This window comes from Sphingobium aquiterrae, from assembly GCF_037154135.1.
GTDB classification, from domain to species: Bacteria; Pseudomonadota; Alphaproteobacteria; order Sphingomonadales; family Sphingomonadaceae; genus Sphingobium; species Sphingobium aquiterrae.
In genome coordinates this window covers 51,738-75,867 of sequence record NZ_JBANFL010000019.1, presented here as the reverse complement: position 1 = coordinate 75,867, position 24,130 = coordinate 51,738, and the positions used below count along the sequence as shown (strand labels likewise).

The window sequence follows — 24,130 nt, the reverse complement described above, 5'->3', positions numbered from 1 at the left end:
ATCAGCCGTCTATTCCGCCCTGCTCCGCCTCGAATGCGCGCTTGCCCTTGCGCTGCCAGAGGGCAAGCGCGTTTCCCCGTTCGTCGCCGCGCAACCTGTCCGCGACCGTGAGGAACGCGCCGTAAAGCGTGGCGCGGTCATCGTCGGTCAGTTCAGCCAGTCCCGCCTTGATGACGAGGCCGCCGAGTTCAATGAGATGCCGCGTGCGTTCACGGCGTTTGACGGCCCAGTCCCGCATGTCGGTTCGCGCCTTTCGTGCCTCAAGCCGATGCCGCGCCGCCGTCGAGCGGGAGAGTGCCGCTCTGTTGGCCAACAGGTCCGCCCGCAGGCTTGCCGCCCTTGCCGTGAAAGAAGGCCGAACCTGCCTTGCGCCAGCCCTCCTTTGTGGCGGCATCCTTCACCGTCGCGGCATGAAGAAGCGCCCCGGCCAGCAGATCGGCATCGAGCGCATCGGCTCCGCAAGCCGTCACCAGTTCGCCAAGCTGTCGCACACGCCGTTCCTTGAGCGCCTTGGCCTTGTCGGCAAGGGCTTTGAGTTCCGAATCAAAATCGCGGGGTTTACGCATCGCAAAGTCTCCATTGAGTGACGATGCGATCATGATAAGATGATACTACCCACAGCGCAGCAGAGTCGCCGTGACAGTCTGACACCGCCTAGTCCCGTCCGAGAAAATTTCGAGAAGGGCGCGCTTATACGTCGTGCCGACGTGCGCTTAAGGCAGTAGATGGTATGTCGCTATGGCGATCTACCACTTCTCCGTTCAGGTCATCGGTCGCGCGCAAGGGCGCAGCGCCGTTGCAGCCGCCGCCTATCGGGCGGGCGAGCGCCTGCATGACGAGCGGCTGGACCGCGACCATGATTTTCACGCCAAGTCGGGCGTCGAGCATAGCGAAATCATGCTGCCCGACGGTGCGCCCGAACGCTTGGCGGATCGGGAAACGCTTTGGAACGAGGTCGAGGCGACCGAGAAGCGCAAGGACGCGCAGCTAGCCCGCGAGGTCGAGTTCTCCATTCCGCGCGAGATGAATCAGCAACAGGGCATCGCGCTTGCCCGCGATTTCGTAAGTCAGGAGTTTGTCGAACGCGGCATGATTGCCGACCTGAATGTGCATTGGGACATTGGCGCGGACGGCCAGCCCAAACCCCATGCCCATGTCATGCTCACCATGCGCGGGGTGGGCAAGGATGGTTTCGGCGCGAAGGAACGCGACTGGAACAGGACCGAGCTTGTCGAGCAATGGCGCGAGCGGTGGGCGGATCACGTCAACACCCGGCTTGCCGAACTGGATATTGATGCCCGCATAGATCACCGATCCTTGGAAGCGCAGGGCATCGGGCTTGAGCCACAAGACAAGATCGGCCCCGCCGCGCAGCGCATGGGCGAACGCGGGCTTGAGTCGGAGTGCATCGAGAATCACCGCGCCACCGCGCAGCGCAACGGCGAACGCATCATCGCGGAGCCGCGTATCGCGCTGGACGCCATCACCCACCATCAGGCGACGTTCACCCGCCGCGACATGGCGATGTTCGTGCACCGCCACACGGACGGCAAGGAGCAGTTCGACCGCGTCATGAGCGCCGTTCGCGCTTCGCCCGACTTGATCGCTTTGGGCAAGGACGGGCGCGGCGATGATCGGTTCACGTCGCGCGAGATGATCGAGACGGAACAGAGGTTGCAGCGCGCATCGGAATTGATGGCCGAGCGCGAGCGGCACCGCGTGGACGAGAAGGCGCGCGAAGCAGCTTTGACCAGCGCGGACGGGCGCGGGTTGGAGTTGACCGGCGAGCAGCGCGCCGCGTTCGAGCATGTGACGGCCGAGCGCGGGCTTAGCGTCGTCGTCGGTTACGCCGGAACCGGCAAGAGCGCGATGCTTGGGGTTGCGCGGGAAGCATGGGAGCGCAGCGGATTCGAGGTGCGCGGGGCGGCGCTGTCAGGCATCGCGGCGGAAGGGTTGGAGAACGGTTCGGGCATTGCGTCGCGCACCATCGCCAGCATGGAACATGGCTGGTCGCAGGGGCGCGACCTACTGACTTCGCGTGATGTGCTGGTGATCGACGAGGCGGGCATGGTCGGCACGCGCCAGATGGAGCGCGTGCTGTCCCATGCCGCCGACGCCGGCGCAAAGGTCGTGCTGGTAGGCGACCCGCAGCAGTTGCAGGCCATCGAGGCGGGCGCGGCGTTCCGCGCGATCCACGAACGGCACGGCGGCGTCGAGATCACGGAGGTTCGTCGCCAGAATGAGGGCTGGCAGCAGGACGCGACCCGGCATCTTGCCACCGGCCGCACCGGCGAGGCGATCCGGGCCTATGCCAACCATGGCATGGTCCACGCCGCCGACACGCGGGAGCAGGCGCGCAGCGAGCTGGTCGAGCGCTGGGACCGCGAGCGCACCGCCGCGCCCGATCAAACGCGGATCATCCTCACCCATACCAATGACGAGGTGCGCGAACTCAACGAGGCGGCGCGCGACCGGATGCGGGCGGCGGACGAGCTTGGCGATGATATTCGCGTAAAGACAGAGCGCGGCGCACGCGCCTTCGCATCAGGCGACCGCATCATGTTCCTTCGCAACGAGCGTAGCCTTGAGGTGAAGAACGGCACGTTAGGCACCGTCGAGAACGTGAATCAGCAGGGCATGACCGTCCGCACCGATGACGGGCGCAGCGTCGCGTTCGATACGAAGGACTATGCCCATGTGGATCATGGCTATGCCGCCACGATCCACAAGGCGCAGGGCATGAGCGTGGACCGCTCGCATATGCTCGCCACGCCGGGGATGGACCGGCACGGCTCCTATGTCGGCATGACGCGCCACCGCGAAGGCATGGCGCTCCACTATGGCCGCGACGACTTCAAGGACGACGCCCGCCTTGTTCGCACCCTGTCCCGCGAGCGCACGAAGGACATGGTGAGCGACTACCGCCAAGTCGAGCCTGCCCGCGACCCGGCGCGGCAGTTCGCGGAGCGGCACGGCATCAGCTTTGGCGAGCGTGTCATGGAGATTGCCCGCGCCGGGGCGGAGAAGGCGCGCGGGATCTTCGACGGGCTGCGCCTCTCGCTGCCCGGTCAGGATCGCGAGGCAGCGCCCGCGCCCGAACCCCGGCGCGGTATGTTCGACGGTCTCGACCTCAGCGGCGCTATGCCCAAGGCCGAGCGCGACCCGGCCCGCCAGCAGCAGCGCGAGCATGACCCGCAGCCGATCCGCGCCGGGGGCTTGCGCGGGGCGGTCGAACGCTACGCCAAGGCGCTGGACGCTATCCGGCAGACCCGCGCGCAAGGTATCGACCCCATGCCCCATCAGCGCGAGGCGCTGGATCGGGCTGGGCAAGCATTGGACGCGATCCGGCCCCAAGGCTCCACGGACTTGGGCAGCGCGTTCCGGGGCGAGCCGGAGTTAATCCGCGAAGCGGCGCAAGGGAGCAGTCATGACGCCGTGCGCGCCATGCAGGCCGAAGCTGAAATCCGCATAGACCCCCTCCAGCGCGCCGACCGCTTTGTCGAAGGATGGCAGCAATTGCGTGAGCAGCACGCCGAGTTGGTGCGCGACGGCAATTTCAGAGGCGCGAAGACCACCGCGCAGCACATGGCCGACATGGCGAAAAGCCTTGAGCGCGACGCCCAGCTTGAATCCGTGCTGGGGCTGCGCAGCCGCGAGCTTGGCCTTGAGATCGGCGAAAGCATGGGCCGCAGCCTGTCGCGCGACCTCGCCGATAGCATCCCCTTCGATCATGGCCGGAGCCTGGGGATCAGCCACTAGCAAGGAGCATGAGACATGGATGACGAGCAATCGCTGTTGAATAAACCCGAGCTACAGAAGGAATCCGCCGGGCAGGCGTTCGCGCGGCTGGACCGCCGGATCGCGATGATGGCGCACGCGGTCGAGCATCTGGCGGCGGAGCGCGCGAGCATCGACATTCCCGACTACAGCGCGACGCTCGGCCAGATGAACACGCGCCTCGCCGCCGTCGCGCAAGGACTGGCGGTCATTGCCGAGAAGCCGGCCATGCAGTTGACCCCAGAAGGGCTGGCGGCGCGGATGGATGCGGCCGCCGAGAAATCCCGCGCGGCCGACAAGGCGACGCTCCGGGAAGCGCGGGAGGGGCATCAGGAGGCGGCGCGGATCATCCACGGATTCGTCGAGGCCGTCCGTGTGACAGGCGAGCAGCGCAGGTGCCTGATATGGGCAGGCGGCGGCGGACTAGCGGCCGGATGCCTGCTGTGGTCGATCCTCCCCGGCGTCGTCCTGCGTGCCTTACCGACAAGCTGGCATATGCCGGAGAGCATGGCGGCTCACATCATCGGCGAGCCGACGCTTTGGGATGCGGGAACCCGGATGATGCGCGCAAGCGATCCCGATGCGTGGACAGCGATCACTACCGCCGCCAAGATGCTGCATGACAATCGTGACGCCATCGCTGCCTGTGAACAGGCAGTGGCCAAGGCCGCACAACCGGTACGATGCACGATCAAGGTGGGACGATAGGATGGTGACGAGATCATGGGGTTCTCCTCGAGAATCCGACCGGAAGGTACTACGCTATTTTGGGAGCGCGTGGCCGGTCAGCTTCGCTAGCACGCAGTCGGACTGGCAAGATGTGCATAGACCGCGACAGCGCGCCCGATCCGCCTAGAATCGTATTCTGATCCCAGCCGTCCCCTTCACGCTATATCCGTTACCGAAATCGGCAACCGCCGTATCGGCCGCCGCCTGGGCATAGAGCGTGATCCGGTCGTTCCAGCTATAGCTGCCGCCCAGCCCCAACTCGCCCCACAGGGCCCGCTCGCGGTTGACGATGGGGGTGCCGGACACCTTGACGCCGCTGTCGGGTAGCCATTCATAGTTGAGGTTCACAATCGCATAGGCATGGCTGCTGCGGTTGCCGCCCGAGCCGGTGCTCCAGCTGTTCTGATGATCGATCGACAGGCCCCAGCGCGTTTTCAAGCTGCGGCCCTGGTCCGCCGACACCACCGCCCCCATGGGATCGGTGAAGCGATCGAAGCTGACATGGGCATAGGCCATCTGGATCTGCGGCGTCACGCTCAGCTTGCCGCCGATCGGCGCGCGCTTGCCCACTTCCAGGCTGAATACCTCGCCCATGCCGTCATTGCCGCTGGCGAGCGTGCCGAGCACGTTCGACTTGAGGTCGCTCGTGAACCAGGAGACCTGCGCCTGGCCGTCGGCATAGAAGCCGTCGGGACCATACCAGGTCAGCGTCGCGCCGACGCCATAGCCCTTGGCACCGATCGCGCCATTGCCGAACAGCGAGGTGACGGAGGTATTGGCCTTGCCATATTGCGCCGTGAGGCCGCCGATCAGCGCCGCGCCGTCGCTCCGCTGGGCGAAGGCGTGGTCGACGCCGATCTGCATCTGCCAGCTGTCGATGTTCTTGTCGGTATGGCTGGTCGAGAAGACCGGCTGCGGGCGCTGGCGCGCGCCCTCCATCCGGCCCCAGATGCCCGTGCCAGCCTGGGTCGGCGTGCCGGCCCAGGAACGGTTGCCTACGCGCTCCTGCAACGTCGGCAGGCCGGTCAGCGCCAGCAGCGTCTGCGCATAGCCTTCATAGACCGGCACGCCCGGCTGATAGAGCGGCGGCGGCGGCACGACCGGCTGGTCGGGATCGATCGGGGTCGTCGTCGGGTTGGTCAGCGCCGAACGCAGATACCAGTCACCGTCATTGGGGTCGGTGACGCCGTTCTTGTAGAGGCGATAGGCATAGGCACCCGCCACCACCGCTGGCGCGCCTTGGAACTGATAGTCGCCGTTCAGCGTGAAAGTGCCGTTGGATGCGCCCGCGATGTCGATGATCTTGATGCCCTCCACCGTCTGGGCACCCAGGCCGTTGCGGTTGATGATTGTGACACCGGTTGTGCCCGAGGTCGCGCCATTCACCACCAACCGGTCGGTCGGCGAGGCGTCGTCGCCCAGCGCGGTCTCGATCTCCAGTGTGCCGCCATTGCCGACATAGTTGCCGGTGACGGTCAGCGTACCGAACCCGCCCCGGCCCGGCGCCACCACGCCGCCGTTGCTGATGCCGCCGACCCGGCCGACACCCTCCAACCGCGCCGCCGCTGTAACATCGACATTGCCGCCCAGCGCGCCATCGACCGCCAGCGTGCCGAGCGCGACACGGGTCTCAGCGACATAGCCGCTATTGTCGCCGGTGACAGCCAGCGTGCCAGCGCCGTCCTTGGTCAGGATGCCGGGACCCGACAGAATGCCGCCCAGCGTGAAGGTCGTATCCTGACCGGTCAGGATCGTGCCGTCACCGGCAAGCGTGAAATCGCGATTGCTGGTGAAGCTGGCCGTGGTCTTGAGCGTGCCACCGTCGACGCTGATGCCGCCCGCGGCATCGCCCAGATTGGCGTCCGCCGAAACGGCAATCGTGCCGCCGTTGATCGCCGTGCCGCCGGTGTAGCTGTTGATGCCGCCCAGCTTCAGGGTGCCGGCATCTGTCTTCACCAGTTGCGTCGCACCCGTCAGCGCCGCATTGATCGTGGCGGTATAGGCGCTGCCGGCCGCCGTACCGTCGCCGACGCGGATGGTCGATTGCGGCCCGACGAGCGCCAGCGTGTCGCCCTGGATGGTGTAACCATCGACCGCGAATTGCAGTCCGGCCGCGCTGACATCGCCCTGGCTGTTGTCGATCGTGACAGTGCCCGGCTGGCCGGCAAACACCGCGAAAGCGCCATTCGCATAGGCGGCATTGACGGCGCCGTTCGCATCCGTCCAGTTGTCGCCGGTGGCTGCGACGTGCCAGATGCCGTTACCGCCGTCCACGGTGGCATTGAACTTCGGCCCGGCATCTCCATCCCAGAAGTTGAGCGTCAGGTTGCCGCTGTTCACCAGATTGACCTGGCCCGCGACCGAAGTTTGGACCGTGACCGCGTTCCCCGCCGGCAGGGTGCCAAGGGCCAAGCCGTTGTCGGTGAGCGTGCCGCCATAGTTGAACACACGGTAGATGCCCGGATCGAACGCGCCGCCAGTCGGCACGCCGACGTTCAGCATACCATCGAGCGTCAGATTACCGCCGACATCGACCAGATCGTTGAGCGGACCGCCGACCGTGCCGGCCTGGCCGAACGCGACATTGATCGTCGATCCCGCCGCCAGCGACAGGCCGCCCTTGATCGTCAGCGTGCCCGGCAGGCCATCGATGCCGCCCGGATTCAGCACGCCGCCATCGGCCACCGTCACGTTGCCGCCGATCATGCCGATACCGCCCAGCGTGGCGCCGCCATTGACCGTCGTCAGGCCCTTCGCCGCCGACTGGTCGCCATTCACGAACAGCGTGCCGGCGTTGACGATCGTCGGCCCCGCATAGCTGTTCGCACCGGTCAGAGTCAGCGCGCCCGGACCGTTCTGGTTCAGCGCGCCGGTGCCGGCGATCAGGCTGGCGAAGGCGACATCGTCCGATCGGTTGAAGGCAAGCGTGCCATTATCGACCACATCGCCCTGGATCATGCCCGTCGCGCCGCCATTGCCGAGCTGCAACGTGCCGCCCGAGACGGTCGTGCCCCCGGTATAACCGTTGGTGCCCGTCAGGATCAGCGTGCCGAGATCGGTCTTGTTGAGCGCCGCCGTGCCGGTCAGGACCGACGCGATCGTCGCGACATAGCCCGCGCCCGTCGTCGTGCCGTCGCCGACCCGGATGTCGGCGCTGGCGCCGACGAGCGTCAACGGGTCGCCCTGGATAAGATAGCCGCTGGTCGCGAACTGCATGCCCGAGGCGCTGACAGTGCCTGCGCCATTGTCCACCGCGACCGTGCCGGGCGCCCCCATGAAGACGGCAAAGCTGCCGTTCGCATAGGCGGCGTTGACCACGCCGTCCGCATCCGTCCAGTTGTCGCCGCCCGCTATGGCCTGCCAGATGCCGTTGCCGCCATCGACGCTGGCGTTGAACTTCGGCCCGGCATCGCCGTCCCAGAAGTTCAGCGTCAGGTCGCCGCTGTTCACCAGATTGACCTGACCCGCGACCGATGTCTGGACTGTGACGACATTGCCCGCCGGCAGGGTGCCGAGCGTCAGCCCATTGTCGGTCAGGGCGCCATCATAGTTGAACACGCGGTAGATGCCGGCGCCAAAGGAGCCGCCAGTCGATACGCTGACATTGAGCGTGCCGTCGAGCGCCAGGTTGCCGCCGACATTCACCAGATCGTTGAGCGCACCGCCTACGGTGTTCGCCTGGCCGAACTCGAAGTTCAGCGTCGACCCCGCCGCCAGCGCCAGATTGCCGTTGACCGTCAGCGTGCCCCGGCCGTTGCCGGGCGCCAGCGTGCCGCCGTCGGCAATCGTCACGTTGCCGCCGAGCGTGCCCGAGCCGCCCAGCGTCGCGCTGTTCAGCACACTCGTCAGGCCCGTCGCCGCCGACTGGTTGCCGTTGACCAGCAGCGTGCCGGCTTTGACGGTGGTCGTGCCGGTATAGCTGTTGGCACCGGAAAGCGTGAACGTGCCGGTGCCGTTCTTGACGATCGACCCGTCATTGCCGGCAATCACGCCGGAGAAGGTCGTGCTGTTGCCGGTGCCGAGCGCGAGTGACTTGTCGCCGAGCGCCACCGCGCCGCTGCCGCTCAGGTCGCCGATCGTCGTGCCAGCGCCAGTCAGGCCGGTGATGTTGAACAGCGCGCCGCCATTCACCGCCACCGCGCCGCCCGAATAGAGCGCGCCATTGCCCACCAGCTCGAAGCTGCCGGCCGCGACGGTGGTGCCGCCGGTATAGCTGGTCGCGTTGAAATAGCGGACAGCGCCGCCCGGCGCCGAGATGACGACGCGGCCGCCCGTGCCGCCGCCGATCCCGCCATCGGTGATCGTGCCCGTCCAGTCGGTGAAGGAATTGCCGAAGCCGAGCGTCAGCGTCTTGGAACCAAGGGCAATGCTGCCGTCGGCGGCGCCGTTCAACTGGATGACTCTCGCGCCGGTGTCGGTCTGGGAAATATCGAAGACCGTGCCCGAGCCGATCACCAGGTTGGCAGCGCCAATCGTGCCGACGCCCGCCAGCGCCAATGTGCCCCCGGCGATGATCGTGCGGTTGCCATAGGTGTTGGCGCCCGTCAGCGTCAGCGTGCCGGAACCCAGCTTGTTGAGGAAGTCGCCGGCGGCATTGCCGGGTCCATCGCCGATTGTTCCGCTCAGCGTGACATCGAACGTCTGGGTATCAATGCTGTTGGAAGTCGGGCTGCCCACGAGAATGTTGCGGGCGGAGGTGAACGCGGCACCCGCCTGCAACGTGCCGCCCTGGAGCGACAGCACCCCCGACACATCGCCCAGATTGGAGTCGCTCGACACCTGCACCGTTCCGCCGACGACCGTCGTGCCGCCGGTATAGGTGCTGGCGCCGCCCAGGATCAGTGTGCCGCTGCCAGCCTTGACGAGGGTCCCGCCGCCGGAAATTGCCCCTCCCAGCGTCGCGGTCGTACCCGCGTCGCTGATGATCGTCCCGGTGCCGTTCAGCGTCACTGCGCGGGTGCCAGCGAGATCGGCGGTGGTGTGCAGCGTGCCATCGTTGAAGCTAAGGCCGCCGGCCGCGTCGCCCAGATTGGCGTCGCTCGAGATCTGCAGCGTGCCGCCGTCGATCGTCGTGCCGCCGGTATAGCTGTTGGTGCCGCCCAAGATCAGCGTGCCAGCGTCGGTCTTGACCAGCTGCGCGCCACCCGTCAGCGCCGCGCCGATGGTCGCGACATAGCCGGCACTCGCCGCCGTGCCGTCGCCGATGCGGATGATCGCCTGTGTGCCCGTAAGATTGATGGCGTCGCCGACGATGTCGTAGCCGCCGGTCGCGAACTGCATGCCTGCGACATTGATCGGCCCTTGGGTGCCATCGACCGTGACAAGGCCGCTCATGCCCTGGAAGACCGCGAACGCGCTATCGAGGAACGGCGCGTTGATCGAACCGTCATCCAGCGTCCAGTTGTCGTTGCCGCCGGTGCCCTGCCAGATGCCGTTGCCGCCGGTGATGATGCCGTCGTTGCGGCCGCCCGCGACGCCGTCCCAGAAGCGCAGCGCCAGGCCATCGGTGTTGATCAGGTTCACCTGATTGGCGACCGAGGTCTGCACGTAGAAATTGGTACCCGGAGGAATGGTGCCGATGGCGAGACTATTGTTGGTCAATGCGCCGGTGTAGTTGATGACGCGATAGATGCCGGGGCCGAAGCTACCCCCGGCACTCGCGTTGACGTTGATGGTGCCGCCCAGCGTGAGGTTGCCGCCCACGGTGATCAGATCGTTGAGTGCGCCGCCGACGGTATTCGCCTGGCCGAAATCATAGTTGAGCGTGGCGCCGCCCGCGAGCGACAGATTGCCGTTGATCGCGAGCACGCCCGGCGTCGCATCGGCAAGGCCGGGGTTGAGGCTGGCGCCGCTCGCAACGGTGACGTTGCCGCCGATGATCCCCGCGCCGCCCAACATCGCACCGCTGTTCACGGTGGTAGCGCCGGTCGCTGTCGACTGGTCGCCATTGATCAGCAGCGTTCCGGCATCGACACTCGTCGTGCCCAGGTAGCTGTTGGCGCCCGTGAGGGTGAGAGCGCCGCTGCCCTGCTTCACCAGCGCCCCCGTGCCGGAGACGAGGTTGGCAAAGGTCAGGTCGTCGGAACGGTTGAACGCCAGCGTGGCGTTATCGGTCACATCGCCCAGGATCGAACCGCTGGTGCCGCCGTCACCAAGCTGAAGCGTTCCCGCGCTGATCGTCGTGCCGCCGGCATAGCTGTTCGTGCCGGTCAGGATCGTGGTGCCGGTGCCGGCCTGGACGACCGCGCCGGTGTCGGAAATGACCCCCGCAAGGTTGAGCGTGTCGGAACGGTCGAACACCAGCGTGCCGTTGTTCGCAACATTGCCCAGGATCGAACCACTCGTGCCGCCATCGCCGAGCTGCAACGTGCCGCCCGAGATCGTCGTACCACCCGCATAACTGTTGTCCGCCGTCAGCAGGAACGTGCCGTTACCCGCCTTGGTGAGCGCCCCCACGCCCGAGATCGTGCCGTCAAGCTCGAAGGTCGTACCCGCATCGGTAAACACCGTGCCGGCGCCCGCTAGCGCCACAGTGCGCGCGCTGGTGATATCGGCCGTGGTGCGCAGCGTGCCGCCGGTGAAGGTGATCCCGCCTGCGGCATCGCCCAGATTGGTATCAGCCGAAATCTGCAGCGTGCCGGCGTTGATCGTCGTGCCGCCGGTATAGCTGTTCGTGCCGGTCAGGATCGTGGTGCCTGGACCGTTCTGGTCCACCTTGCCGGTGCCCGAGATCAGCGACGCGAAGGTATAGCCGGCGTCGGTGTGGTTGAAGTTGACGCGGCCGTTCGCGCTCGTGACGACATTGGCGGCAGTCAACGTGCCCGCCCCCGTCGCGGCGGCCCCTTCCGCACCGCCGATGTTGAGCGCCGCATTGCCCGGTCCCATCGTCAGCGTGCCGCTGCCGACCACGGCCGCGCCGCCATTCGCGACAGTCAGCACGCCCGTCGTTGAAGCCGTGTTTGCGAGCGTGAGTCCGGTCGCCGTTTCGAACCGCGATCCGGCCCCCGAGACGGTCACGGCGCCCTGAGCCGAACCCAAGGCACCGATCCGCGCCGAACTCGCCGCCTGGACTGTGCCGCCGTCAAGGACGTTGAGCGCGCCCGTCCCGGCAACGCCGATTACCAACACTTGTGCGGTATCGGTGGTGCCGAGGCTGGAGCCCACACCGCGGACGTTGACCGTTCCGTTGCCGTTTACACTATTGCCGATCCCAATGGCAGCGCTGGCGACGCGTCCACCATTCTCGATGTTCAGAATGCCGGTGCCACTGCTGCCGACGGAGCTGTTGCCTGTGGAGACGACCTGCGCGTCCGGGCCGGTCACCGTCATCGTCGCCGATTGCCCCGCAACATCGGCAACGCGGAAGTTGGTGGTGCCGGTGATCTTGCCGCTGCCCTCGACAAGCAATTCGCCGTTATTGACGCGGGTCTGGCCGGTATAGCCGCTCGTGCCGGTCAGGGTCGTGGTGCCGGAGCCGGCCTGCTCGAGGGCGCCTGCGCCCGTGATCGCACCGGCCAGCGTCATGGCGTTCGAGCGATTGAAGATCAGCGTGGCGTTGTTCGTCACGTTACCGGCGATCGAGCCGGTCGTGCCGCCATTACCGAGTTGCAGCCTGCCCGAGGTGATCGTCGTCCCGCCCGTATAGCTGTTGTCCCCGGTCAGGATCAGCGTGCCCAGATCGGTCTTGGCGAGACTGCCCGTGCCGGAGATCGTGCCGCCCAGCGTGAAGGTCGTGGTCGCACCGGTCTGGATCGTGCCGGCACCCACCAGCACCACATCGCGGCTGCTGGTGATGTCGGCCGTGGTGTTCAGCGTGCCGCCGTTGAAGGTCAGGCCGCCGGTGGCGGCGCCGAGATTGGCGTCGCTGGAGATACGCAGCGTGCCGGCATCGATCGTCGTGCCGCCCGCATAGCTGTTGGCGCCCGTGAGGGTAAGGACGCCGGCGCCCTGCTTCACGAGCGCGCCAGTGCCGGAGACGAGGCCGGCGAAGGTCACATCGTTCGAGCGGTTGAACGCCAGCGTCCCGTTATCGACGACGTCGCCCGGGATCGAGCCGCTCGTGCCGCCGTTGCCGATTTGCAGCGTGCCGTCCGAGATCGTCGTGCCACCCGCATAGCTGTTCGTGCCGGTCAGGATGAGCTTGCCGAGATCGGTCTTGTCGAGCGCGCTGGTGCCGGTCAGTTCGGAGGCGATGGTGGCGGTGTAGCCCGCGCTCGCCGCCGTGCCGTCGCCCACGCGGATCGCCGCGCTCGGCCCCACCAGCGTCAGCGGATCGCCCTGGACGAGATAGCCACTCGTGGCGAACTGCAGGCCGGAGGCCGTCACCGCACCGCCGCCATTGTCCACCGCGACCGTGCCGGCCGCGCCGGCGAAGATCGCCATGGTCCCGTCGGCATAGGCGGCGTTGGTGCCGCCGGCCATGTCGGTCCAGTTATTGTCGGTGCCGCCCAGGTGCCAGGTGCCGTTGCCGCCGTCGACCACGCTGTTCACCTTGGGACCGGCATCGCCATCCCAGAAGCTGAGCGAGAGCCCCGCCGAGTTCACCAGGTTGACCTGCCCCGCGACCGAGGTCTGCACGGCGACGAGGCTGCCGCCGGGCATGGTCCCGAGATCGAGCCCGTTATCGGTCAGCGTGCCGCCATAGTTGAACACGCGGTAGATGCCGGCGCCGAACGTGCCGCCGGTGGGCACGCTGACATTGATGGTGCCGTCCAGCACCAGATTGCCGCCGACATTGATGAGGTCGTTGAGCGCTCCGCCCGCGACATTGGCCTCGCCGAACTCGAAGTTCAGGACCGATCCCGCCGACAGCGTCAGGTTGCTGTCGATGGTCAGCGTGCCGGGGCTGTTGCCCGGCGCCAGCGTGCCGCCATTCTGGACGAGGACGCTGCCGCCGATGATCCCCGAACCACCCAGGGTCGCGCCGTTCGCGACCGTGACCAGGCCGGTCGCGGCCGACTGATCGCCATTGATCCGCAGCGTCCCCGCATTGACGTTGGTTGCGCCCAGATAGTTGTTGGCGCCGGTCAGGATGGTCGTGCCGGTGCCCGCCTGGGTCACCGAGCCGCTGCCGGAAATGACGCCGGCGAAGCCGATCTCGTCAGACCTGTTGAACACCAGCGCGCCGGCATTCGCGACATTGCCGACGATCGAGCCGGTCGTGCCGCCGTTACCGATCTGGAGCGTGCCGGCCGTGATCGTGGTGCCGCCCGTATAGGTGTCGGCCGCCGTCAGGGTCAGCGTGCCCGCCCCCGCCTTGGTCAGCCCGCCGGCGCCGGACACGACGCCGCTCAGGTCGAAGCTGGTGCCGGCGTCGGTCAGGATCGTGCCATCGTCGACGAGGGACGCATTGCGGCTACTGGCAATATTCGCCGTGCTGCGCAGCGTCGCGCCGTTGAAGGTCAGGCCGCCGCTGGCCGCGCCGAGATTGGCGTCGGCCGAGACCTGGATTGTGCCGGCATTGATGATGGTGCCGCCGGCATAGCTATTCGTGCCGGACAGGATGGTCGTGCCGGTCCCGTCCTGCCGGACCACGCCCGTGCCCGAGATCACGCCTGCAAAGGTCAGGTCGTTCGACCGGTTGAACACGAACGCGCCGTTATTCGCCACATCGCCGACGATCGAGCCGGTGGTGCCGCCATTGCCGAGCTGGAGCGTGCCGGCCGTGATCGTCGTGCCGCCCGTATAACTGCTGTCGCCGGTCAGGATGGTCGTGCCCGCGCCGGACTGGCTGACGGCGCCGGTGCCCTGGATGACGCCGGCATAGGTGTAGCTGTCGGACCGGTTGAAGCCCAGCACACCGAAATCATTGACCGTACCGCTGACGATCGACCCGGTGGTGCCGCCATTGCCCAGGATCAACGTACCAGCGTTGATGTTGGTGACGCCGGTATAGCTGTTGTCGCCTGTCAGGATCCAGAGCCCCGCATCGTTCTTGGCAAGCGAGGTCAGCACCGTGGCATTCTGGTTGCCGATGCTGGCCCCCATGACGTTGTCGCCGGCGTTGGTGCCGCCCAGCGACACCACGCGCGCGCCGTTTCCGGAATAGGACACCGCGCCGGTATTGTTGAACACCACCGCGCCGCTGCCCGAGGACTCGATCGCGGTCGTGCCCACGCCCAGCGTGAACTGCCGGTCGGTCGTATCGCCCGTGCCGGTATAGCGCAGCGTGCCGCCCGATCCGATCACCAGGTTCGCGGCAGCGTTGGAGGACATGCCGATGCTGCTGGCGACGCCGCCATCGGAGAGCTTATCGACGCTCAGCACGCCGCCGCTAATCGTCGTCACGCCGGTATAGTTGCTGGCCTGGTTGGTCAGCCGCCAGGTGCCGGCATCGGTCTTGGTCAGCGAGGTCGTGCCCGTGCCGGGATTGGTGACCTGCGCCGCCAGGATGTTGTCGCCGGTGTTGGTGCCGCCCAGCGTCAGCGTGCGATTGCCGGCGCCCGCGAGCGTGACGGCCGCGGTGCTGGTGAAGGCTAGGGTGCCCGTGCCCGACGCATCGATCCTGCCGCCGCCCGTACCGAGCGTGAACTGCCGGTCGGTGCTGTCGCCCGTCCCCAGATAGCGCAGCGTGCCGCCGTTGATGACCAGATTGCCCGCATCGCTGCTCGAGGTACCGATCGAGCTGTTGACGCCGCCGGCGGTCAGGCAGTTCACGCCCAGCACGCCGCCCGCCACGGTCGTGATGCCGTCATAGCTGTTGGCGCAGTTCGCCAGCGTCTGGTTACCTCCGCTGGTCTTGATGAGATTGCCGGTGCCGCTGATTGCGCCGGCGTAATTGCCGTTGCTGGCGCCGACCGTCAGGGTCGCACCGCCCAGCGTGACATTGCCGCCGGCCGCGCCGCCGCCGTTCAGGAAGCCAATGGTCGTGTCGAACCCATTGAGATCGAGCACCGCGCCCGCAGCGTTGGCGAAGCTGGCGCCGCCGGTGCCGAACGCATTGATCGTTCCGGCGCGCAGAATCCCGTTGTTGACCTGGGTTGTACTGTTGCGGGTGGTGGTGCCCGACAGCACGAGCGTGCCCGCGCCTTCCTTGGTGAACGAACCGCCCGTCGTGGTGCCGGTCAGTGTCAGCGTCGTCGCCGCATTGGTGACGTTGATCTGCCCGGATGTGGTGGCGAAGCCCCGATCGATGCTGACGGAGGCGCCGGTATAGTTCAGCGAGCCGCCATTCAGGACAAGACTGGTCGGGGCGGCGCTGGCAGCCCCGATGCCGCTCACCTGCCCGCCATTGGCCAAGCAATCGGTGCTCAGCCCGGAAACGACGGTGGTCACACCGGTATAGCTGTTGTTGCAGCCGGTCATGACCTGGGTGAAGCGTGTCACGCCAATGCCGCCGCTGCCGCTGATCGTGCCCGTGAAGGTGCCGCTGCTGTTGATGTTGAGCGTGGCCGCGCCCAGCAGCACGTTCCCGCCGCCATTGAGGCCGCCCACGAAATTGCTCTTGCCGGCAAGATCCAGGGTCGCACCGGCGTCGACGGTCATCGCGCCCGCGCCCGTGCCTGCCGCATTGCCTCCGAAAGCCTGGGTGGAGCCGGCGCGGAGCGTGCCCGCGGTCAGATGCGTGCCGCCGGTATAGCTGTTGGTGCCGGACAGGATCAGCGTGCCGTCACCATCCTTGATGAACTGGCCGGTGCCGATCGCGGCGCCGCTGACGGTCAGCGTGGTCGTCGCCTGGCTGACATCGATGCGGCCGCCGCCGTTGGTCAGGCTGAAGCCGCGATCGATGGCGACATTGCCGCCCGTATATTGGAGGCGCCCGCCGGCATCGAGAATGAGGTTGGCGGAGTCCGCGCCGGCGGCGCCGATACCACTCGCACCGCCGCCATTGGCCAGTGTGCCGACGGACAGCGTGCTGGCGCCGCCGGCGCCCGAGCCGCTGATCGTCGTCACGCCGACATAGTCGTTGTTGGGATTGGAAAGGACAAGCGTGCCCCAGCCGGTCTTGGTAAGCCCGGCGTCATCGGGGCTTGTCACCTGCCCGGAGAATTCGACGCTCCGCCCTGTATTGACTTCGATGGTGGGCGCGCCGGCGCCGCCATTGACCAGCGTGAAGCCGCGATCCGACACGACATCCGTCCCGCCGACATAAGCGAGCGTGCCGCCTTCCAGCACGAGGTTGGACGACGCGCCGGAGGACGCGCCGATGCTGCTGGCGACGCCGCCATTGGCAAGGCTGTTCACTTCCAGCCGGCCGCCGCTCAGCGTCGTGCCGCCGGTATAGCCGTTGGCGCCGGCCAGCCGAACCGCGCCGCTGCCGCCCTTCACGAAGCCGGTCGCGCCACCGTTGTCGATGATGGTCGAGGCGATGGTGAAGATGCCGCCACCGTTCTGCTGCACGCCCAAGGTGCCGCCGCCGGCGCCGCCGGTCAGCGAGCCGCCGGTGATCGTCTGGTTGAAATTGCCGACCGAAGGGGCGGCGATGATCGTACCGTCGATGCCGAGCGTCTGCCCCGCAGCGATGGTCACCGTCGAGTCCGCCGCCGCGGTGTAGCGCAGGCCGCCCAGTTGCCGGCCGGTGGTCACCGTGCCGAAGAACGGCGTATCGGCAGCGCCCTCGGTATCCGTGACGATATCGCCATCGATCCAGGTGGCCGCATCGTCCTTGGAGGCATAGTCGCTTTCGGCGAACGCCGTGATGGTGCCACCCAGAACCTTCGCATAGTCCGAGCTATTGACCGTGGCCCATCCGCCAAGCAGGCCGTCGGCATGGCTTGTCGTGATCGCGCCGCTGGTCGGCACGATGAAATTGACGAGGCCGCCGCTACGGTTGATCGCGCCGAGATTGAGCGAGAGGCTGCCACCCGCACCCGAGTCCGCGCGCAGGGTGTTGCTGCCCGCCATGACATTGATGGCGCTGAGGCTCTGGCTGTTCGCTTCCCCGGCCGCGCCGATCGCGCGCAACGTGCCGCCCGACAAGTTGAGCGTCGATGCGCTGGAAAGGATGTTACTCGCCGGACCGCCCACGCCGGAGAAATCGAGCGCCAGAGCGCCGCCGACAATGGTCGTTGCACCGGTGTAGCTGCTGGCGCCGGTCAGCGTCAGCGTGCCGTTGCCCATCTTCAACAGCCCGCCGCCGCCGGTGATCGTGCCGGCATAGCTGCTGGCCACCGTGCCGTTGACGGTCAGTGTCCCGCTCGCGCCCAGCGCGATACTGCCGCCGGTGCCATTCAAGGTCGGCGTCCAGAAGCTGAAATCGTTCAGGTCCAGGATGCCGCCATTGACGGTCACGCTCTTGGTGGCGCCGAATGCGGTGGCACTCCCGGCCTGCAACGTGCCGCTATTGACGACCACATTGCCGCTGAAGCTGTTGGCGCCGCCCAATATCCAGGTGCCACTGCCGCTGCTGACAATATTGCCGGTGCCCGAAATGACGCCCGACAGGGTGTTCGTGCCGGCAAAGCTGCCGCCCAGCGTGAAGTTGTCGGTGGCGGCGGTGCCCAGCGCGACAGCACCGCTCAGGTTCAGGGCGCCGGTGCCATCGTTGGAAATGGTGCCCGAAGTGTTGGCAATGACCCAGGAACGGTTGCTGCTCGCGCCGGCGCCGGTATAGCTCAGCGCGCCGTTGCTGGAGAGCGCGATAGCGCTGGTGCCCGCGCCCAGCGAACTGACGACCCCGGCATCCGCCAGCACCGGCGCCTTGACCGTGATCGCACCGATCGAGCTGCTGCCGGTATAGTCGTTGGCGCCGCCCAGCGTGATCGTCCGGCCAGCCAGGCCGCCGAAGCTGTAGTTGGCGCCGCTCAGCGTCCCCAGCAACTGGAAGTCCGCGCTTTCGGCGCTGTAGTTGGCGCCACCATTGGTGGTGACGTTGCCGGTGATCGTCAGGGTTCCCGAACCCTGGTTGCGGATGATCGCCGTGCTCCCCTGAAGGGTCCAGTTGCGGTTGGAACTGTCGCCGTCGCCGGTATAGATGACACTGTCGGAATATTGGCTGGTTTGGGCGAACAGGATGGTACCCGAAATCGCGTCCGTCGGCGCGCCCAGCGAACTTGCCTCGCCGAGATTGCCGATCGACGAGAAATAGGTGGAGCACACCCCGTTACAGCCGTTGAATCGCGTCGATCCGGTATAAGTGCTGGCGTCGTTGGTCAGACGGACGGGACCCGTCGTTCCAACGGAAATGCCGCCAGCGCCAGTGAGCAGAGCCGACCCGACACCGCTTCCCATCAGCGTCAGCGTCGCCCCGGTGCCGATGTTAACGGTGCGTGCCGTCGCGTCGGAATTGATCTGCAAGGTTGAACTGGCCGTCACCGCGATGTTATTGCTGAGCGCACCGAGTGAGGCGTCGGTCGAGGCCCGCAGCGCGCCGCCGCCGAGAGTGATCCCGCCGCTGAATGTGTTGGCGCCGGTCAGCGTCAAGGTCCGCGATCCAAGCTTGGTCAGGCCCGCCGTTCCGGCAAGAATCGAATTGATGGTGGTGTCGCCGTTGATCGTCAGCGTGGGGGCAGTGCCGGCAAGTGTCAGCGTGCTGCCGCCCAGCACCCAGCCGTTGACGGTCTGAAACGTCATGTTGTGGACGGTGATCGGCGCGGTGAGGGTGACCGAGCCTGCTGTCGTCGTTGTGCCGGTCGCGGTGATGCCGAAAATGGCATTGTCCAGCGCGGCATTGTCCCACGTTTGATAGGGACCGAGCACATCGCTATTTGCCTGGCTCCAGACCGGCGAGCTGGTGTCCCAGGTGCCGTTGCCGCCGCTGCCGGGATTGGTCCCGTTGGCGTCCCAGTAACGATCCTGGTCCTGCGCTCGGGCGATCGACGGTGCGCCGAGGGCGATCAGCGCCGCCAGCGAGGCGCCGCAAAGCAGACGACGCGAGAAGGCACTGGCTCCGCTCGCGCGGCGCGCCTTATTGTTGCTGTTGCTCATCGACCCCTCGTTGTTATTGTTGGATTTCAGACACGACGGAGCGCCGCCCGATCAGGACGGCACACCACGAGAATTTTGACGATCGGGACCAAGGTCAGGGATGACAGCGCGCCCAGGCGCTTGCAAATGGCTGGCGTGCCAGCACGGTTTAACCGTCGCGATCATCATACCCCCTGCCAGTAACCCTGCTAACTCTCTTTCGAAGCGTCCGGAGACTTTGCGTCCTGCCGTCACCAGCAGTTTGCCCTTCGGTGCCCTTTCCGATCCGATGGCGTTGCGAAGTGTGCTAGCGACCCGATAGGAGGTGACCTGGATAGGCGTTAAACAATGTCAGAGTTATCAATTTGTTACTAAGGCCTGTAAATAGTTGCAAAATTCAAAGCACCCGACTATTTTTGCTGAGAAATCGGCCTAGGATATGCAGATGCTGTCGCCCTCGATCCGACCGCGCGGAACATGCCCCATAGCGATTCAGCGCGTTATCGACGTCCTCAAATTGCTTCGTTGACGGCGCAGACCCAAATGTTGGCTGAAGCGGCGCGTGCCCTGAATGACAACCAACTGACGCGTGCTGAACAGCTGATCCGTTCCAGCCTTGTGGTCTCCCCCGAAAACCCCGATGCGTTGCGCCTTCTGGCTGCCGTCGCCGTCGCAACGGGGCATTTTGCCGATGCCGAGCGATTGCTCCGTGGCGCGATCTGCCAAGCGCCGGGCTTCGTGCTTGCCCACGCCGATCTGTGTACCTTGCTTGGTCGCCAGGGGCGTGCCGCCGAGGCGCTTGGGCTGCTGGACGAGTTGATTGGCGCCGGCGACGGACCTGTCTGGGCGCTGTCGCTCAAAGCGGCGACGCTGACGGCTGAACGTCGCGCGGACGAGGCGCTGCCCGTGCTCCGGCAACTGATCGCTCGCACCCCTGGCGCCGCTATTCCGCAGATCAGCTATGCCGACGCATTGCAGACCGCCGGGCATCTCGATCAAGCCGTTGCCGCCTATCGCAAGGCCCTCGACCTCGATCCCGCCAGCGGCCTTGCCTGGTGGGGTCTCGCTAATTTGCGTGTCGTTCGGCTCAGCGCGGATGACGTCATGTTGATGGAACGGGCGATGGAAAAGGCCAAACCGGGTCTGGACAGGGTCCGGCTTGGCTTCGCCCTTGGCAAGGCGCTCGGTGACCAGGGCCGATATGAGGAGTCGTTCCGGCGCTATGAAGATGCGAATCGCGTGCGCGGCTTGCTCATCCATTATGACCCGCAGGCGACGGAGGATTTCGTCAGGGCAGCGGAAGCGGCTTTCACGTCCACCTTGTTCGATGCTCGCGCCGGGCATGGGAACGAAACCGATGCGCCGATCTTCATCGTCGGCATGCCGCGCGCGGGCTCCACTTTGGTCGAGCAAATCCTCGCGAGCCATCCGATGGTGGAGAATCTTGGCGAATTGTTCGAACTGCGGAATATCGCGCAGCAGATTGCTGGCCGTGAGATATCAAACGCCGCCTTGCCCGGCGTCATTGCCGCCCTGCCGGCCCCACAGCTACGCGAGATCGGCGACAGCTACATCATCTCGACGCGGCGCTACCGGCGAACCGACCGCCCGTTCTTCACCGACAAGATGCCCGCTAATTGGCAGCTTGTTCCCTTGATCCTACTTATCTTGCCTAAGGCAAAGATCATCGACGTCCGTCGCGATCCCATGGCGTGCTGTCTGTCGAACTTCACGACCTATTTCAATCGCCACACGAGCTTTCCAGCCAACTTGGCCGATCTTGGCCGGTATCATTCCGACTATGCCCACTTGATGGATCATCTGGAACGGGTTCGGCCGGGACGGGTTTATCGTCTGGGTTATGAAAGGCTTGTGGAACACCCCGAGGCAGAAATTCGCAAGTTGCTTGCAGCCCTGGATCTGCCGTTCGACGCGGCCTGCCTGCGGCCGCATGAAAACCAAAGAAGCATCTACACACCCAGTGCGCAGCAAGTACGACAGCCGATCAATGGAGAAGGATTGCAACGCTGGCGAGCCTATGCACCGTGGCTTGAGGGACTAAGAGATCAACTCGAAAATCTATAGTATGAAGCTCCGGAAGACAGTTTTCGAGAGTTGGCAAGCGTAGCATCTATCGGTGCAATGCGGCTGCAGCGTCGATTTCAGCAATTGGGGCATTTTCCGCCGCACCATTCCGCTAATTGCACGAAGTCGTGGGAGCAGAAAAAAATCTGTGAAAGCATTCCGCCAATACCCAGAACCACTCATTTATGCCCACTCAAAATGTGGGAACATTCGTAGTATCGGTTTGGATTCTTATAATTTGATTTTATAAAATCAATGAGATAAATCGCCTGACTGGTGACCACTTACGGTCACCGGTTCAGCTGGCAATTTACACTTCCAACAGGTCCTTGCCAAGGACAACCGTTCCGGTGAAGTGCATCCGCGACCGGATCGGCCAGCTCCATCGCCGCCCAACAAAGAGTCAGCTCTCTGGCAGCGCAAAGTCATTTCGGCCTATATAAGTCCATTGGGCAGATGGCATTTATGATGGTATAGAAATCACGAATCGGAAAGATACCGGTGTAAATTCAATACCTTGCCACGACAGCCGGGTGCCCGTAGGGGTCACCAAACTGTCAAAACCCTCATTTTGGGGTTGGTTTGGCGTGCCGAGAGTGAACGCGGCCCGTGATAATTCTTCAAGCATTCCAAAGGGCTGCCTGAATTCTACGGTCAGCCGATCATTGGCCCAAGTACAGTTCGAAAGTACCAAATTTAGAGCTCGACGCCGGTATTCCGGGGCCATCTCCGCAAAGCCTTTGTGGGCGTTCCTGACGACATCGAGCAGCGCCACGCCATCGTCGACATAGGCCTCGTCGGCATTATTGAGGTGCTCGAGTCCTCGGATCGCCCGCGCTCTCTCCTCCCGCCAGGTGGTAGCGATGCGATCGTGAAATTCCTTGGTGATACGTCCATCGACCTTATCGAGGTAGATGGTGTCAAGACGCTCCTGGAGCTTGTCTGCCTCGGCAGTCAGCCGCGCCTTGGCTTCATCACGCTCGCGGCTCTCGTCGCCATGGCTCTCGCGGAGCGCTCGCTGTACGAGACCGAAAATCTCGTCGTCGAGGCGAAGCCGCGAAAGCATCTGTTCGAAATGAACGTCAAGCGCCTCCTGGCGGACGTAACGCTCAGGGCATTTTCCCTTAAAGCCGGTGCAATGGTAGTAGATGTATTTCTGCTTTTTTATCTCCGCGACCATCGCACAGCCGCAGTGGCCGCACGTCATCAAGCCGGTGTAGACGAAATCTTTGGGACTCGCGCGGACATTGGATGCGCTACGGCCATCGATGACTTCCTGAGCTAGTTCCCAAGCCTCGAGCGAGACGATCGGGTCGTGTAGGCCTTGGTAAAGCTTACCGTCCCACTCATAGGAGCCGGTGTAGAGCCGATTTCTGAGAATATAGAAAATCGTACTCGTACTGCTGACGAGCTTGCCGCTTCGACGATACCTCAAACCAAGCTCGCGCGCCTTCGCTGCCAGTTCGTTGATTGAGAAATTACCGGTTCCGCACAGCTCGAACAGGCGCGCAATGATCGGTGCGATCTCGGGATCGACCGCGATCACCTTCCGCCCAGCATCATTGCGGATGTTGCGGTAACCGAGTGGAGCGAGGGTAGGCCAATAACCCTGCGCGGCCTTTTCGGTCATGCCCTTGCGCGCTTCCTCTGATAGATTGTCGATATAGTTCTTGGCCATCAGCACCTTGATGCCGTGCATGAACTTCTCGGAAGACCTGGAATCCTTGGAAAGGACGACACCCTCCTTGGCGAGGTGGATCTCGATATCCAACTCGTCGAGCGTCACCCAGTCCTTGAGGTTGCGATACAGCCGATCGGTCTTTTCGACCAGGATCATTCGGACCGATGGATGGCGTCGTAGGTACGCAAGCATCGCTTCAAATTCGGTACGCCCGGCCTTCCGCGCGGTTTCTACATCGACATGTTCGGCTACGATATCGATGTCGTTGATCGCTGCGTAGTCTCGGAGAAGTTTGAGCTGGGCAGGAATCGAGAATCCCTCGCGCTCCTGCTCCGACGTTGAGACGCGAGCGTAGAGAACCGCTTTCTTCAATGCGTGGTGGACCGACGCACGTGCCACCGTCCGTCTCAGCTTCGCTCTGGGTTTCGCCATTGTTCCACAATTCCTTCTCTGCTCTCAATCACGATCCTTCCCCACTTCCAACCGCGAAACGCGCCTATCGCTGGGGAATTGTGGCCGTGCCGCCGTGCCGTTCTGTTCACTATTTATTCTGCGATAGCATTGACCCGTCAAGCTGCCGATTCGGCGTAGACAAACCGCTTGGCTGGGTTATCCGGCGTTCGTGTCGTCGTCGCATTCCCTTGACGGTTGTCGAACGACAATGGTCCGACGTCGGGCGATGGCGAGCTCATAATAGTCGGTCAGGTCGCCTAGCAGAATCCTCGCTTCGTCCTGAGACACTGGCCGGCCCAGTCGTCGTGCGAATATCCCACTGGCATCCTCAATCAGCTGCCGTGAGAATTTATCGCGCCTCGCAATGCGAGGTTCCCGTGGAGTCTCTTGGGTCGAGCTCCCCGCTGAGGATTCACATGCAGACTGAGTAGGCTCCTGATCCGTAGCCTGCGCTCTAGGTTGCGGAGGAGGGTTGGACTGACCGTAAGGCGTTCGTGGCCCGGCCGAGGAATCATTGGCGTTCCCGTACCTCGTGTTAGAAGATCGGGCGCGCCTCATCGC

7 protein-coding genes and 1 riboswitch are annotated in these 24,130 nt (G+C 65.0%); of the genes, 3 read left to right on the top strand and 4 right to left on the bottom strand.

The features are described from left to right. Position 1: 1 nt before the first annotated feature. Complete coding sequence (locus tag WFP78_RS18650; RefSeq protein WP_039578519.1) at positions 2–238, bottom strand: conjugal transfer protein TraD; 237 nt, start codon at positions 236–238, stop codon at positions 2–4. A 22-nt stretch (positions 239–260) separates the two neighbouring features. Continuing rightward, the gene (traD, locus tag WFP78_RS18645; protein ID WP_039581926.1) at positions 261–566 is read right to left on the bottom strand and encodes a conjugal transfer protein TraD; all 306 of its coding nucleotides are present in this window, start codon (positions 564–566) and stop codon (positions 261–263) included. A 172-nt stretch (positions 567–738) separates the two neighbouring features. Between traD and traA the strand changes: the two genes are divergently transcribed. After that, positions 739–3,759, top strand: a complete 3,021-nt coding sequence (gene traA / locus WFP78_RS18640; protein WP_039578516.1) for a Ti-type conjugative transfer relaxase TraA — start codon at positions 739–741, stop codon at positions 3,757–3,759. Positions 3,760–3,774: 15 nt separating this feature from the next. Beyond that, on the top strand, positions 3,775–4,485 hold the full coding sequence (locus WFP78_RS18635; RefSeq protein WP_039578512.1) for a DUF6118 family protein: 711 nt from the start codon (positions 3,775–3,777) through the stop codon (positions 4,483–4,485). Positions 4,486–4,629: 144 nt separating this feature from the next. On the opposite strand, the gene WFP78_RS18630 is transcribed toward WFP78_RS18635, so the two are convergent. Further along, positions 4,630–19,371 carry an autotransporter-associated beta strand repeat-containing protein gene (locus WFP78_RS18630; protein WP_039578508.1) on the bottom strand — a complete coding sequence of 4,914 codons (14,742 nt, stop codon included), beginning with the start codon at positions 19,369–19,371 and terminating at the stop codon, positions 4,630–4,632. 175 nt (positions 19,372–19,546) lie between these two features. Continuing rightward, a riboswitch (cyclic di-GMP riboswitch) is annotated at positions 19,547–19,627 on the bottom strand. 200 nt (positions 19,628–19,827) lie between these two features. Between WFP78_RS18630 and WFP78_RS18625 the strand changes: the two genes are divergently transcribed. Continuing rightward, a complete protein-coding gene (locus WFP78_RS18625) occupies positions 19,828–21,435 on the top strand; it encodes a tetratricopeptide repeat-containing sulfotransferase family protein (RefSeq protein ID WP_052208674.1) in 1,608 nt (535 codons plus the stop codon). Positions 21,436–21,898: 463 nt separating this feature from the next. On the opposite strand, the gene WFP78_RS18620 is transcribed toward WFP78_RS18625, so the two are convergent. Continuing rightward, the gene (locus tag WFP78_RS18620; RefSeq protein ID WP_336965709.1) at positions 21,899–23,548 is read right to left on the bottom strand and encodes a recombinase family protein; all 1,650 of its coding nucleotides are present in this window, start codon (positions 23,546–23,548) and stop codon (positions 21,899–21,901) included. Between the last annotated feature and the right edge of the window lie 582 nt (positions 23,549–24,130).